A 14,497-nucleotide genomic window follows, 5' to 3' on the forward strand; every position below is an offset into this window, starting at 1 on the left:
ACCAGAAAGCTGCAGATCGGTTTTCTGATTCAGCGATATGTTCTTTGTCGAAATATGACGGTATTTGTTCACAGTGCGTACAGTCTTCAGCTCAAACCAAGAGGAGAACGGATATAAAAAAATACATCAGAGAGAGGAGGCATGAGCTGCTGTAGGTCATTCAGTTAACGCAGTATGAGCACCGTTATGCAGAGCAGCTGTGAGGGGGATAAAAGCAACGTGTAGCTTTCCTACGTACGCTTGCCGCCAAACCGAAGGCACTCCTATTAGATGAACCTCTTGGCTCTCTAGATACGAAGGTGATGAAAGAATGAAGGCATTGGCTGAAAAAATTCCATCAAGAATTTCAAATGACGGCATCTTTGTGACAAAAGATTATGAAGAAACGTCCGATATTGCTGTTCGTGTTGTGGTCATAAATAATGGAAAAATTGATCAGATAGGGACAAAGCAAGAAATGGCAGAGTAAACGACAATCTCTATGTCTCTGAATTTTTAGAGATAACAAGAGGTGTAGAGATTTCGAATGGGAGGATGCAGCATGGGCTGCGTCTTTTTCATAAAATATTTTTGGGATATTGACTTATAATTTTGAATATTATAATATTTTTACAAAGGTAACTATATTGAACATTTTCACAAATAGATATTTGTAAGCGCTTTATAAAAAGATTCTGTTTTAAAATGTTCTTCCTTTTTGTTACATGTGTTCATATTTAAATCAAAAGAAAGAGGTGGTTGTTTGAACAACTTGTTTGAGTTAGATAAGCAGCTAATTCAGTTGCAGTACGAGGCATCTTCACGAGAGGAGGTGACAGCAAGTTTAGCAAAACGGTTAGAAGCTGGAGGGTATATTAAATCGAGCTTTTTACCAGCTGTGCTTGAAAGAGAAAAAACATATCCTACAGGCCTGCCTCTTGCGACCTTTGGAGTGGCAATTCCGCATACAGATCCTGAACATGTCAACCATCCGGCGATCAGTGTAGCGACTTTAAAGGAGTCCGTCATTTTTCATAAGATGGGAAACCCTGATGAAACAGTGGAAGCCAAAATTGTGTTTGTTCTTGCAATCACTGAACCTAGTAAACAGCTTGTGATGTTAGAGAAGCTTATGACGTTTTTCAGAAAAGAAGAGATTATGACAAAGCTATCTCACTTGACATCGTATGAAGAAGCCGTTGAATTACTTCAACAAGAATTAAACCAGTAATCTTTTAAATGTAAGCGTTTTATCCAAAAATTCAGGAGGTGGATGTATGATCAAGCAAGCAGTCGATTTTATATTAGATCTTGGACCAACTATTATGCTCCCAATTATTATGACGATTTTCGGTATGATCTTGCGGCAGGGCTTTAAAAAATCCTTCCGATCCGGTATTACGATCGGAATTGGATTTGTCGGTGTCAACCTTGTCATTAATTTACTTGTGAGTGGTCTTGGGCCTGCGGCAAAAGCCATGGTCAATTCCCTTGGGTTAAAGCTCGATATTTTGGATGTCGGCTGGCCGATTGGAGCCGCAATTTCCTTTGGTACACCCGTTGCCCCTTTGATGATTCCTCTTGTGCTTTTGTTAAATGTCATCTTATTGTCCGTTAATTTTACAAAAACATTGAATGTAGATATTTGGAATTTTTGGCATTTGATTTTCGCAGCTTCTGTTACTTACTACGCTTATCATAATATGTTCTTAGCCCTTGCAGTTGGCTTGATCGTCTCTGCTATTACGCTGAAATTAGCTGATTGGACAGCGCCGACGATTGAACACCACTTCGGATTAAAAGGCGTATCAATGGCGCACGCTGAAACGGTCAACTTCGCACCGCTCATGTATGCGTCAAACCGCGTGATTGATAAAATTCCTGGCTTAAACAAAATTCATGCTGATCCAGAAACACTGAAGAAACGTTTTGGCATTTTTGGCGAACCGCTTGTGATGGGTCTCGTACTTGGTATTCTTATTGGTCTTCTTGGCGGCTATGATGCGAAAGGCGTCATGACCCTTGGGATTCAAATGGCAGCAGTTCTTGTGTTAATGCCAAGAATGGTCGCCTTATTAATGGAAGGGCTCATTCCCATCTCTGAGGGTGCTCGTTCTTATATTCAAAAGCGTTTCCCTGGTAAAAACGTCTACATTGGATTAGATACTGCGATTGTTATCGGTCACCCGGCGAATATGGCCGTAGCCCTTTTGATGGTGCCAATCACGATTTTGCTCGCTGTTGTTCTTCCGTACAATGGCATGCTGCCATTTGCGGATTTATCGGTTCTGCCATTTACGGTTGTATGGGCAGTAGCAGCCGCTCGTGGAAATATTATTCGCGGCCTCATTAACAGTATTTTAACAATAATGATCGTCTTCTTTATCGCAACGAACCTCGCACCACTTGCGACCACAATGGGGAAAGCCGTTGGATTTGATTTCCCAGAAGGGGCAAACATGATTTCTGGTATTGACCTTGGTTCTCACGTCATTCCTTGGATCATGGTGAGACTTCTTGATCCGAGTAATCCTTACTTTATTGCAGCGATTATCTGTGCATTTGCTTATGGGCTTCTTTGGTACTGGGTGCGAAATGATATTAAGAAGCAGTATGCAAAAGAAATGGGTTTAGATCAGAAAGAACAATAAATGAGCTGGAGGTTTTTTTATGGCAAAGAAAATATTGGTATCGTGCGGCACGGCAGTTGCTACGTCAACGGTTGTCGCGAAAAAGGTAGAAGACACGTTAAAGGAAAAAGGCTACGATGTCGTGGTTGAACAATGTAAGGCATCTGAGGTACCGCAAAAAGCAGAGGGTGCCGATTTAATTGTGACCACAACGCCAGTCAGTGATACAAAAGGTACGCCTGTGATTCAAACGTTATCTTTTTTAACCGGATTTGGCATTGAAGATGATATTGAAAAAATCATTGATCACATTAAGTAAACAATGTTTGCGTGAAGGAGCGTTTAAGGCTCCTTCTATATATCTGAAAGGAGGATGTCTGATGCAACAGCATACTTATAGTCGAACGTCTGCAGTGTTTTCTATTTTTCTTCCAGCCTTGTTAATATGTGTGTTTTTTCTCTGGTCTCTTTATACATTAATGTCGGCAGGGCCTGAGCCGTTAGCTGTGTTGGGTGTTTATACGCTGCCTATCCTCATGCTTTCTAGCATCACGGGACTGAATCAGCCAACGAACGTCATCATTAGTAAGGATGAGCTGAAGCTAGGTGCTTTTGGTAGATGGCACACATATGCTGTGTCCGATATCAAAGGAAAATTGTTTTTAAAGCCGTATCCTCATATCGGGAAAGTATATGTCAGAGTTGGGGCCACGCGAATATTCGGCGGACGCTACTGGATCTCAAGTGAGATGAGTGAGTACAAGCAACTTGTTCAAACCTTACAGGACCTTGCGAAGTGTGATGAAAAGGAGGATGCAGCGACATGAAATCAGCTGTCTTTTATTCTTCAGATGACATTCGTTATGAGGAGCGGAAGCGGCCTGCTATTGGTGATGATGAAGTCCTATTGAGGATGCGTGCCTGCGGCTTATGCGGTACGGATATTTACAAAGCAACATATGAGACGGTACCTCCTGGAACTGTACTAGGACATGAAATCGCTGGTGATATTGTTGAAACGGGCCGTAATGTAACACATGTTCAAACGGGAGACAGGGTGTATGTGGCGCATCATGTCCCTTGTTTCACATGTGACTTTTGTCAAAGAGGATTTTATACAATGTGTCCGCAGTTTGGAGCAACAAATGTAGAGCCGGGCGGTTTTTCAGAATATATTCGTGTTTCTTCTTTACATGTCAAGCATACAATGGGCAAGCTCCCGCACGGTGTTTCATATGAGCAAGGGGCGATGGTCGAAGCAGTTGCTTGCTGCCTGCATGGATTTGAACGAGCGCCTGTTCATCCAGGAGATTCTGTGCTGATCCTTGGAGCAGGGCAAATTGGCTGCATTCAATTACAGCTCGCCAAATATGGTCTGGCTGGAAAAGTGATGATAACGGATGTGAATGAGAACCGGCTACTTCAAGCGAGAAATTTAGGAGCTGACGTCGCTTTTCATCCAGAATTTGAGCCAGTGGAAAACCGTGTCATGAAAGAAACAGATGGAAAGGGAGTAGACCTCGTCATTATTTCTGTTGGGAGCAGTGCGCTTTTAAAAGAGGCGTTTCAAGCTGTAGCGAGAGGCGGAACGATTTTGGTGTTTGCTCATTTTCCAAAGGGGACTGTCTCCATTCCGGCTGAGCGATTTTTCCATGATGAAGTCAAAGTAGTGGGAGCGTATTCTTCGCATCCGTATCACTATAGTGAAGCGCTTGGACTTCTGAAGGCGAAGGTGGTTCACACAGAAAAAATGGTGACGCATCGTTACCCGTTAAGTCAGCTGCTTCAGGCGATAGAATGTGCGAGGCATCCAGAAGGGAAGAGCGTCAAAATCATGATGTATCCAGATGAATGAAAATGTAAGAGGTTGAGAGAGGAAGAGAAGGTCTTTGGAAAAGGGCTTTGCCTTTCTCTTTTTTTCTGATGAAAGATGAAAACGCTTAAAAATAAACGGAAATGCTTGACTTCAATGAGAGTTAAACATATGATAATTACAAATGTAATATATAAGAACAAATGTAAAAAAGGAGAGAAGAAATGCAAAAACAAATCATTATTCCTGAACAGATTAGTCATGAGACATTAGCAGATTTATATAAACAAATGTGGTTAGTTAGATATTTTGATGAGAAGGTCGATCAGTTCTTTGCAAAAGGATTAATCCACGGAACAACCCATTTATGTGTTGGACAGGAAGCGTCGGCTGTTGGATCTATTGCCGTGTTAAAGGATGAAGATAAGATTGTCAGCACCCACCGTGGACATGGTCACTGTATTGCGAAAGGTGCAGAGGTCAATAAAATGATGGCCGAGCTGTTTGGACGTGAAACCGGCTATTGCAAAGGAAAAGGCGGCTCTATGCATATTGCCGACTTAGAAAAAGGAAACCTTGGGGCAAATGGAATTGTTGGCGGTGGTATCCCACTTGCAACGGGCGCGGCGCTGACATCTAAGATGAAGCAGGAAGGCTTTGTTGTTCTTTGTTTCTTCGGAGACGGTGCGACAAATGAAGGAAGCTTCCATGAAGCGTTAAACCTTGCATCCATTTGGGATTTACCTGTTGTGTTTATTTGTGAAAACAACCAATACGGCATGTCTGGCCCAGTGAAAGAAATGATCAACATTGAAGATATTTCAACAAGAGCAGAGAGCTACGGCATGCCAGGAAAAACTGTAGATGGAAATGACATGATCGAGATCATGAACACAGTAGATGAGGCGGTGAGTCGTGCAAGAGCTGGAGAAGGTCCATCACTCATTGAAATGAAAACGTATCGCTGGAAGGGTCACTCAAAAAGTGATGCGAAAAAATACCGTACACGTGAAGAAGAGACAGAATGGAGACAAAAAGACGGAATCAAACGCTTTAAGTCTCTCTTAATTGATCTAAATGTTCTGACAGAAGAGCAGGCAGCAAGCTTACAGGAAGAAGCGAAACAGGAGATCGAAGCATCTGTTGAATTTGCTAAAAGCAGTAAAGAACCATCCATTGGCACACTATTAGAGGATGTATACGCCTAATTAGGAGGGGAATCACGTGACAAAAACAACAGTGAGAGAGATTTCATATTTAGAAGCCGTTCGAGAGGCTATGAGTCAGGAAATGAGAGAAAATCAAGATGTCTTCATTTTAGGTGAGGATATAGGTGTATACGGAGGTGCTTTTGGGGTCACGCGTGGCATGATTGAAGAATTCGGTCCAGAACGCGTGCGCAATACGCCGATCTCAGAGGCGGCCATCGCAGGGGGCGCAGTCGGAGCTGCTTTGACAGGCATGCGTCCGATCTTAGAACTACAATTCTCTGACTTTATCACCATCGCCATGGATCAGCTTGTCAACCAAGCAGCGAAAACACGTTACATGTTTGGCGGAAAAGGGAAGGTGCCGCTCGTTGTAAGAACACCAGCAGGCTCTGGAACGGGTGCAGCAGCCCAGCACTCACAAAGTTTAGAAGCGTGGATGGCTCATATCCCAGGACTAAAGGTTGTCCAGCCTTCAACGGCTTATGATGCAAAAGGACTTTTAAAAGCGGCGATGGATGATGACAACCCTGTCATTTTCTACGAACATAAGCTTTTATATAAAACAATCAGTGAAGTGCCAGAAGAGAAGTATTCGATTCCTTTAGGGAAAGCGGATGTGAAAAGAAGCGGGAAGGATGTCACGATTGTAGCAACAGCCATTATGGTGCACAAAGCATTGGAAGCGGCGAAGGAATTAGAAGCAGAAGGAATCGATGTTGAAATCATTGATCCACGAACACTCGTCCCATTAGATGAAGAAACCATTATCGAATCTGTAAAGAAAACGGGTAAATGTATCGTTGTCCATGAGGCGGTCAAACGAGGCGGCTACGCCGGAGAGATTGCGAGTATGATAGCAGAAAGTGAAGCCTTCGATTATTTAGATGCTCCTATTAAACGACTTGGTGGTCTTGCCGTACCAATACCTTACAACCCAACGCTGGAAAAAGCCGTCATTCCACAAGTGCCAGATATTATTGAAGCAGCAAAAGAGCTCGTACGCTCTTAAATAAAGGGGGAGAAGGTCATGCCAAAAGAGATATTTATGCCGAAGCTAAGCAGTACGATGGAAATCGGCACCTTGCTTCAATGGTTTAAAGAAGAAGGAGATTCGGTTGAAATCGGTGAGTCTCTTTTTGAAATTATGACAGACAAGATCAATATCGAGGTTGAAGCCTATGATGATGGCGTTTTTCTGAAGAAATACTATGAAGCAGATGATCAAATTCCAGTTAACGCTGTCATTGGGTACATCGGAGAGGCAGATGAAAAGGTGCCAAGCGAGCCGCCTGCACAGGCAGATGGAGAATCCTCAGAAGACAGCGGATCGTCACCACAATCTGCCTTATCCGCTTTTACTGAAGTCGAAAAAACTTCTGATGAAAAAGTACGTGCAACGCCCGCGGCGAGAAAAACGGCAAAAGATCACCATGTGGCGATTCACGAGATATATGGCACAGGACCAAAAGGCAGAATTCAAAAGCGGGATGTCGAGGCTGTCGTCAATACTAGTGAGAAAGATCAGCGAGTATCACCGCTTGCAAGAAAAGTGGCTGCTCGTGAAGGAATCGATTTAGCGAATGTTGCTGGATCTGGTGCACACGGAAAAATGATGAAAAGAGATGTGAAAGCAGCAACTGTAAACACACCAGACTCTACTCCAGTAAAAACACAAAAACTAGCTGGCATGAGAAAAGTGATCGCAGATCGCATGTCACAAAGTGCTTTTACAGCGGCGCACGTCACATTAACAAGTGAAATCGATATGACAAAAGCGAAAGAAATGCGCAAGCAGCTATTGCCGGCCATTGAAAAAGAGACAGGCTACAGATTGTCGTTTACTGAAATCATCATTCATGCGGTTAGTAGCGTCCTTACAAGCCACCCGCAAATCAATATGACGTTTGAACAAAATGAGCTCCATTTCCATGAGGATGTGCACATAGGTCTTGCTGTTGCTGTGAAAGACGGCTTAATGGTTCCGGTCATTTCTCATGCAAATCAAAAAGGGTTAAAACAGCTGACAAAAGAGGCAAAGGAAATTGGACAAAACGCACGTGACCAAAAACTTTTACCAGATCAGCTGAAAGGGTCCACATTTACCATTAGTAACTTAGGTATGTATGCCATTGATACCTTTACCCCAATTATTAATCAGCCAGAAGTGGCGATTTTAGGTGTTGGACGCATTCAAGAAAAACCTGTTGTGATAGACGGAGAAATTCATGTGCGGCCAATGATGGGTGTCAGTTTATCTTTTGATCACCGAGTGATAGATGGTACACCAGCGGCGGCCTTTTTAACAGACCTCAAAAAAGTACTTGAACAACCATTTGAATTGCTAATGTAGGAGATGAATCGGATGACAAAAACGTATGATCTGTTAGTCATTGGCGGAGGGCCTGGCGGGTATACTGCCGCCCTTCAAGCAGCTGAGCGTGGACTTAAGGTCGCATTGATTGAAGAGGATTTTCTAGGAGGTACTTGTTTAAATCGAGGCTGCATCCCTTCAAAGACACTGCTCAAACATGCAGAAGTTATTGAATCAATTGAGAAGGCGAAAAGCTGGGGAATTGAAACAGGTGAGATGGTTCTTTCCTTCGCAAAAATGAGAAAGCGTAAAGATGCCGTCATTGAAAAACTCAGGGACGGAATTGCCTTTTTATTGAAGCAAGGAAAGATTGATGTATATAACGGCAGAGGCACTGCTGTTACAAAGCATCGCATTGACATTGAAAAACAAGATGGTTCAGAATCGATTGAAACAAAAGCACTGATCATTGCAACCGGATCTTCACCTGCCATTCCGCCAATTCCGGGGCTAAAAGAGATTCAATTTGATACAAGTGATATGATCTTTGACATCCCAGATATCCCTGCTTCTGTTGTCATTATTGGCGGAGGTGTGATTGGTCTTGAGCTGGCATGCATCTTCCAGAGTCTTCAATCAAAAGTGACCATTATTGAAGCGGCACCGTCCATTATTCCGCTAGAGGATGAAGAAGCATCTAAATTGCTAGAAAGAGAGTTGAAGAAAAAAGGCATCCATATCGCGAAAAAAACAACTGTGACAGAGGTAACAGAAAGCGAAGGGATCAAAGCGGTTCATGCAACAGATGATAAAGGGAAGACTCATATCTTTACAGCTGAAAGACTGCTTGTTAGTGTAGGAAGAAGACCGAATGTATCATCTGTAAGCCAGCTTGACCTTCAGTTGGATGGCCCTTTTATCAAAGTAAACGACCAGATGCAGACAAGTGCTGAAGGTGTATATGCAGTTGGCGATGTCGCCGGCGGTTATCAGCTCGCTCATGCGGCGATGGCAGAGGCAGCCGTTGCAGTCAGCAATATATGCGGCGAACCTGAAAAAATGAATTCCGATATCGTACCTAGATGTATTTATACATTACCAGAGGTGGCGAGCGTTGGGCTGACAGAGAAAGAGGCAAAAGCGGAAGGGCTTAACGTTCAAATAGAACGATTCGATTTAACAGCATGCGGAAAAGCATTGGCAGCAGGTGTTCAGACAGGCTTTATTAAATTGGTGTACGATACGACATATGGCGAAGTGATTGGCGCCACTATGGTTGGTCCACACGTAACAGAGATGATATCAGAAGCTTCCTCATTTATGTACTTAGAAGGAACAGCTGAAGAGATGGCTAAAATGATTCATCCACATCCAACCATCTCAGAAGGCTTTTATGAAGCAGCTCTTCATATCGTGAGTAAGCTGAGAAAATAAATGTCAAACAAGGAGTAGGGAGGAGATACAATGAACGTCCAGCTTCATCAGAAAGCGGCACTTGTGACAGGTAGCACATATGGATTTGGAGAAGCCATCTGCCTGGCTTTAGCCCGGGCAGGTGCACATGTTTTTATACACACCTTTCATGACGAATCAAAGGCAAACATTATAGGTGAAGAAATTCAAAAAAAGGGAGGCAAAGCGAGTATCATCATGAATCCACTTGAGACACCACGTGATGCCACGCGCATGATGAGGCAAGTGATTAATACATGCGGCAAGCTTGATATTTTGGTCAATCAAGGAGATCAAAAAGTGAGCTCGCAGCTTGCCAGCGTAAGCCCTGATGTATGGGTGGATGATGTGGAATCGGCGGTGAATACAGTCTTTCTTTCCAGTCAAGCCGCTGTATGGCATATGGTTGACCATAAGCAAGGCTGCATCATTAATATATCTTCTTCAGGCAGTATAACAGGTGATGGCGGGATCTCACATGCTACATCGAATAGTATGTTGAATGCCATGACAAAAGGTTTAGCGCGAGAATTTAAAGACAAAGGCATTCGGGTGCTGGCACTATTACCGCCTCCTTTCCATTTGATTGATGACACAGAGCAAATCAAGGAGACTGTCGCTCATATGACGGTTTTTTTAAGTACATCGTATGGTTCATTTACAGATGGAGCAGCGATTATGCTCGACGGGGGTGAGAGCGCTGGCTAATGATCGAAAACCAGTTCTCATTGTTGGTGGTGCTCAAGGGATCGGGCGAGAAGTTGCCGAGCGTTTTTTAAAAGAGGGGCATCGTGTTGCTGTGTCAGATATAGATGATCAGGGTCTTTCGCGATTAAAAAAGCAGCATCCTCAGCTACTGACTTTTCAAGCTGACGTTTCATCGTGGGAAAGTGTTCAGCAGCTGATGTCAGCAGCTGAAAGGGAGCTAGGCGGCATTCATCATCTTGTGTATTCAGCAGGGATGACAAAGTCACTTCCTTTTTTAGAAGTTGATTTTTCACTTTGGAAAAAAACACTGGCTGTGAATTTATATGGTCTTTTTTATTGCATCAAAGCCTTGGCACCCTATCTATGTGAGCGGCAAGAAGGCAGTATTGTTATCATCGGTTCGGGATCAGCGATAACAGGCTCTGGGGGTGGTATTCAGTATTACACGTCAAAAGCAGGTGCTTTTGGCCTGATGCGTTCGCTCGTAAAGGAATTAGGCTCATATCATGTACGCATTAACGTCATTGCACCGCGTGTCATTGAATCTCAAATGCTTGATACTCTTTATCCTACTGAGGAGGAAAAAAGGCAACTTCAAGCGCTCATTCCAATTGGGAGATTAGGGCAACCTGAGGATATCGCAGGTCTTACTTTATTTCTCACAAACGACGAGGGAAGCTATTTGCACGGACAGATTATCCTGTTAGACGGCGGGAGAACGTATCAGCCGAAATATACCGAGGAAAAAAAAGCGGAGAGTTGATCGCTTTTTTTGTCATTTTCATAACAATTGTTCCAATCGAAAACGAATGTTTGGTATACTGGTAATCATAGTATATTAAAAGGGTGATGTCACATGCTGAATTGGGAAGAAAGACGACAGCTCGTCAAGGTTGCTCATCTTTATTATACAGACGGATGGACGCAGCAGGAAATTGCAAAAAAGCTAAATGTTTCACGACCAGTCATTTCAAAGCTTCTACAAAAAGCAAAAGATGTTGGAATCGTTGAAGTATACATTAAGGATGAAAGCATTCATACGGTGGAACTCGAAAAGCAGCTAGAAACGACCTTTCAATTAACAGATGCTGTCGTTGTCCCAAGTGTCGGGACAATGTCTGAGCTTGTCAAGCGAGCAGTCGGCCAAGCAGGCGCTTATTACCTATCCAAAAAAATGAAAGGCGCTGAGAAAATCGGCATTTCTTGGGGCACTACGCTTGCTGAACTTGTGAAGGAATATCCGTTTGAACGAAGAAACGAAGTCAAAGTCATCCCTTTAGAGGGCGGGATGGGCAGGCAGGCGGTCGACATTCATGCCAATCAGCTGGCATATGAGCTGGCAAAGAAGATGAATGGCTCGTGTTCCTATTTATATGCACCTGCGATTTTGGAAACAGAAGAATTAAAGGAACGGCTCATGGCGATGCAGGACATAGAAGCTGTCCTTAAAGAAGGTAGAAATGTGGATATTGCCCTCATAGGTATTGGAAATCCGCATAAAGGCTCTACATTAAAAACAGTCGGTTATTTAAAAGAAGAGGATTTATCTGGTCTAAGACAATCAGGCGCTGTTGGTGATATTGGCTTTCGCTTCTTTGATGGAGAAGGAAAACCTGTCCAAGATGAACTGAACCAAAAGGTCATTGGGTTATCGCTAGAACAATTAAAGAGCGTCAAGAAAGTCATTGCCGTTGTGGAAGGAACCCATAAAGCAGAAAGTATTTTAGGGGCTTTAAATGGCGGTTTTATCCAAGTGCTGGTGACCGATGAACTGACTGCAGCAGCCATTTTAAAGGAAGCATCAGTCCAATAAACGACAAGCGGCCATCGTATTGTATCAAAACAGCAACACTAAACGAGAAAGGAGCTGTGTATCTTGAAGAAAACCGAAATGGAAGCAAACCTACACTGTACTCGGTGCCTAGAAGAGACCCTCCACAGCATCGTTTATGTGAATGATCAGATGAAAAGCGTTGAGTGTACAGAGTGTCATCAGAAGATCAGTGTGCAAGTCGACATCATGAAGGAATTTTACAAAGAAGTATACGAAAAAATTGCGACAAAGCCAAAACGGATGACCCAGGAATATAAGACCAATTTGAATGGTTTTATTTCGAGGCTCCCCATCCGTGTACTAAGTAAGCCGTACCGGCTCATAAGGTATTTAAACGAATCATATAAAGTGATCAAACAATATAAAAAATAAAGCAGAGGCTGTTTAGCGCTCTGCTTTATTTTGTGCTTTTTTCATATAGTAATAAATTGGCAGTCCAGCCATTCCGATTAGCATGGAGATCAGACAGCTTTTCCAATCCGTGATCATCGTGCTGATTAAGACGAATAAAGAGCCGATAATTGCAATGATCGGTGTCAGCGGGTAAAGTGGTACGCTATAAGCGCGCTTCATTCCGATGTTTTGCTTTCTTAGCTTAAATACAGCGAAAAAGGCCATCACATAAAAGATATAAATCATGAAAATCGAAACCTCTGACAGCTTCTCTGGATTACTGACGATCATAAACACAATGGCAATCAAAATCTGCACAAATACAGCCACCCAAGGTGTTTGAAAGGTAGGGTGTATTCGTGAAATGGCTTTAGCAAACGGAATTTGCTTTCGTTCTGCCATGGCAAAAATAACCCGGGGGAAAGAAAGAACCTTTCCATTCAAACAGCCAAAGATGCTAATGATGATGCCGATACTAATAATTTTCCCGCCAATTGGACCAAATAGCATGGTTGCAGCAGTGCTCGTCGCATTTTCACCTAACTGAACGATTTGATCAGCTGGTAATACATGCAAAAGGGCAACATTAATAAAGAGATAACAAGCGGTGACAATTAAAATACCACCTGCCATTGCACGAGGGAGCAGTTTCTCCGGATTTTTCATTTCCCCGCCGAGAGCTGCAAGCAAAATCCAGCCATCATAGGCAAACAAAGTAGCCAGAATCGCTGCGCCGAAGTTCATCTGTGCAATACTATCATTCACAGCTGTAAAGATGTGTTCATTTCCTTTCCATAAGCCAAACACAATAATCGCGGCAATCGGGACAAGCTTTCCGATCGTGGTCAGACCTTGGATAAACCCGCCGTACTTTGTCCCCATAATGTTGATCAAACATAAAAAAAGAACCGTGATAATGCCAATGATTGTAGACCATAAAGAAGAAAGGGAAAATAAATTGGCTAATAAGGAACCAAAATAAAGACCGAGAGCGCCAATAATGGCAGGTCCGTAAATGATAATTTGCACCCAGCCGCATAGATAGCCCCAAAACTCACCATACACTTCTTCAAGATAAGCATACAGGCCGCCGGTTCGCGGGATTTGTGTACCAATTTCAGCGACAGTTAGTCCGCCTGCAAGGGTTAAGATTCCACCTAACAGCCAAGCAAATAATGCGATGTCGGAGCTTCCTGAATAAGAAAGGACATTGCCTGGTTTCATGAATACGCCTGACCCAATAATTGTCCCGATGACAAGAGAAAGGGCAAAGAATAAGCCGATATCTTGTTTTAATGCTGGTTGTTCTTTGTTCATTACAAACGACCTCCTGCATCACTTTCATACGTTGCTGTGACATGTATTTTATTCATTGTAATACGATTTTAGGAAAACAAGAATTTAAAAAAAATTCTGATTTTCGTATTTTAATTACGAAAAAATTTGTTTATTGGAGATATCAGCATGAATGTTGTGATAAAAACGAACAATAAGAGGTTTATTTTGATTCAATGTTAATTTAAATAGCGAAAACCGAACATCCAGCACATGTGCAGCCAAATGGTTGACTTTTTTTGAAAATGCACTTGAATTCGAGATATTTTAAAATAGGAGTGAGAATAATGAAAATAAACCGGCAGACCTACTTTGCGATTTACAGGTTCAGAAGGGCAGCAGATGTTTTTGACAGTAGAACCAAGCGGACTTGAGGCAGGATCACCGTCAGTGAATGACGATATTCCTTCAGAATTTGCGATCAGAGGCTTAGGGCCAGTTAAATTAACAGTTGCAAACGCAGAGGAGCTTGAAAAATGCATAACAAAATATCTAAAGCAGGCTTTACGAACTCTGGTGTCGTGGAACGCTTCTATTTTAAAGCTCTTTACTTTAGAGAGCGGTATTATGTTTGAAATTTTAACAGATGGACCTGGGTTTACAGTGGACGAAGGTGTGGAGGAGTTTGGTCGGTTAGCATTTCCGCCATTTTTAGAGCATAAACGAGCAGAAGTCGAACAAAGATTATCATCATAAAAAAGCAGCTCATGAGGGGGACTGACCCCCGTTTTTGAGACAGGGATCAAAACACCTTTATACAGCCAATTGCCGATAGTTTATCGGTGATTGGTTGTTTAGTTTTGTTTGAATACGAATGTTGTTATAATAATA

16 protein-coding genes and 1 pseudogene are annotated in these 14,497 nt (G+C 42.7%); 15 read left to right on the forward strand and 2 right to left on the reverse strand.

Features of this window, described 5'->3' with window-relative positions:
* Positions 1-310 precede the first annotated feature (310 nt).
* The 14 genes from LC033_RS12660 to LC033_RS12725 all read left to right on the forward strand — a co-directional run bounded on the left by LC033_RS12660 (position 311) and on the right by LC033_RS12725 (position 12,310).
* Complete coding sequence (locus LC033_RS12660; RefSeq protein ID WP_226568962.1) at positions 311-469, forward strand: hypothetical protein; 159 nt, start codon at positions 311-313, stop codon at positions 467-469.
* A gap of 273 nt (positions 470-742) precedes the next feature.
* A complete protein-coding gene (locus tag LC033_RS12665; protein WP_226568965.1) occupies positions 743-1,210 on the forward strand; it encodes a PTS sugar transporter subunit IIA in 468 nt (155 codons plus the stop codon).
* Positions 1,211-1,256: 46 nt separating this feature from the next.
* Positions 1,257-2,630, forward strand: coding sequence for a PTS galactitol transporter subunit IIC (locus LC033_RS12670; RefSeq protein WP_226568967.1), 1,374 nt, complete (start codon positions 1,257-1,259; stop codon positions 2,628-2,630).
* Positions 2,631-2,649: 19 nt separating this feature from the next.
* On the forward strand, positions 2,650-2,928 hold the full coding sequence (locus tag LC033_RS12675) for a PTS sugar transporter subunit IIB (RefSeq protein WP_226568969.1): 279 nt from the start codon (positions 2,650-2,652) through the stop codon (positions 2,926-2,928).
* Positions 2,929-2,989: 61 nt separating this feature from the next.
* Entirely contained in the window at positions 2,990-3,436 is a 447-nt protein-coding gene (locus LC033_RS12680; RefSeq protein ID WP_226568971.1) for a hypothetical protein, read from the forward strand.
* Entirely contained in the window at positions 3,433-4,464 is a 1,032-nt protein-coding gene (locus LC033_RS12685) for an alcohol dehydrogenase catalytic domain-containing protein (protein ID WP_226568974.1), read from the forward strand. Before LC033_RS12680 ends, LC033_RS12685 begins: the two co-directional genes overlap by 4 nt.
* Before the next feature lie 182 nt (positions 4,465-4,646).
* The gene (locus LC033_RS12690) at positions 4,647-5,630 is read left to right on the forward strand and encodes a thiamine pyrophosphate-dependent dehydrogenase E1 component subunit alpha (protein ID WP_226568976.1); all 984 of its coding nucleotides are present in this window, start codon (positions 4,647-4,649) and stop codon (positions 5,628-5,630) included.
* Between the two features lie 31 nt (positions 5,631-5,661).
* Positions 5,662-6,642, forward strand: coding sequence for an alpha-ketoacid dehydrogenase subunit beta (locus tag LC033_RS12695; RefSeq protein ID WP_226568995.1), 981 nt, complete (start codon positions 5,662-5,664; stop codon positions 6,640-6,642).
* A gap of 18 nt (positions 6,643-6,660) precedes the next feature.
* The gene (locus tag LC033_RS12700) at positions 6,661-7,983 is read left to right on the forward strand and encodes a dihydrolipoamide acetyltransferase family protein (RefSeq protein WP_226568978.1); all 1,323 of its coding nucleotides are present in this window, start codon (positions 6,661-6,663) and stop codon (positions 7,981-7,983) included.
* 12 nt (positions 7,984-7,995) lie between these two features.
* Positions 7,996-9,378 (forward strand): dihydrolipoyl dehydrogenase, encoded by a 1,383-nt coding sequence (lpdA, locus tag LC033_RS12705; protein WP_226568980.1) that lies wholly within the window; start codon positions 7,996-7,998, stop codon positions 9,376-9,378.
* A gap of 30 nt (positions 9,379-9,408) precedes the next feature.
* Positions 9,409-10,104, forward strand: a complete 696-nt coding sequence (locus LC033_RS12710; protein ID WP_226568982.1) for an SDR family NAD(P)-dependent oxidoreductase — start codon at positions 9,409-9,411, stop codon at positions 10,102-10,104.
* Entirely contained in the window at positions 10,061-10,867 is an 807-nt protein-coding gene (locus LC033_RS12715; protein WP_226568984.1) for an SDR family NAD(P)-dependent oxidoreductase, read from the forward strand. The genes LC033_RS12710 and LC033_RS12715 overlap by 44 nt, the downstream gene beginning before the upstream one ends.
* 93 nt (positions 10,868-10,960) lie before the next feature.
* Positions 10,961-11,917 carry a sugar-binding transcriptional regulator gene (locus tag LC033_RS12720; protein ID WP_226568986.1) on the forward strand — a complete coding sequence of 319 codons (957 nt, stop codon included), beginning with the start codon at positions 10,961-10,963 and terminating at the stop codon, positions 11,915-11,917.
* Positions 11,918-11,980: 63 nt separating this feature from the next.
* The gene (locus tag LC033_RS12725; protein ID WP_226568989.1) at positions 11,981-12,310 is read left to right on the forward strand and encodes a bh protein; all 330 of its coding nucleotides are present in this window, start codon (positions 11,981-11,983) and stop codon (positions 12,308-12,310) included.
* A gap of 12 nt (positions 12,311-12,322) precedes the next feature.
* Here the strand turns inward: LC033_RS12725 and LC033_RS12730 are convergent, their stop codons facing one another.
* Positions 12,323-13,648: an APC family permease gene (locus LC033_RS12730; protein WP_226568991.1), complete on the reverse strand. Its 1,326-nt coding sequence runs from the start codon at positions 13,646-13,648 to the stop codon at positions 12,323-12,325.
* A gap of 503 nt (positions 13,649-14,151) precedes the next feature.
* Between LC033_RS12730 and LC033_RS12735 the strand changes: the two are divergent.
* Positions 14,152-14,362 (forward strand): annotated as a pseudogene (locus LC033_RS12735) (VOC family protein); the annotation flags it as partial.
* Between the two features lie 57 nt (positions 14,363-14,419).
* Here LC033_RS12735 and LC033_RS17330 read toward each other — a convergent pair.
* Positions 14,420-14,497: IS3 family transposase (locus tag LC033_RS17330; protein ID WP_326849188.1), on the reverse strand; the 78-nt coding region annotated here is incomplete at its 5' end.

Origin of the sequence: Bacillus stratosphericus (genome assembly GCF_020524495.1) — a bacterium.
Taxonomy (GTDB): Bacteria; Bacillota; Bacilli; order Bacillales; family Bacillaceae; genus Bacillus; species Bacillus stratosphericus_B.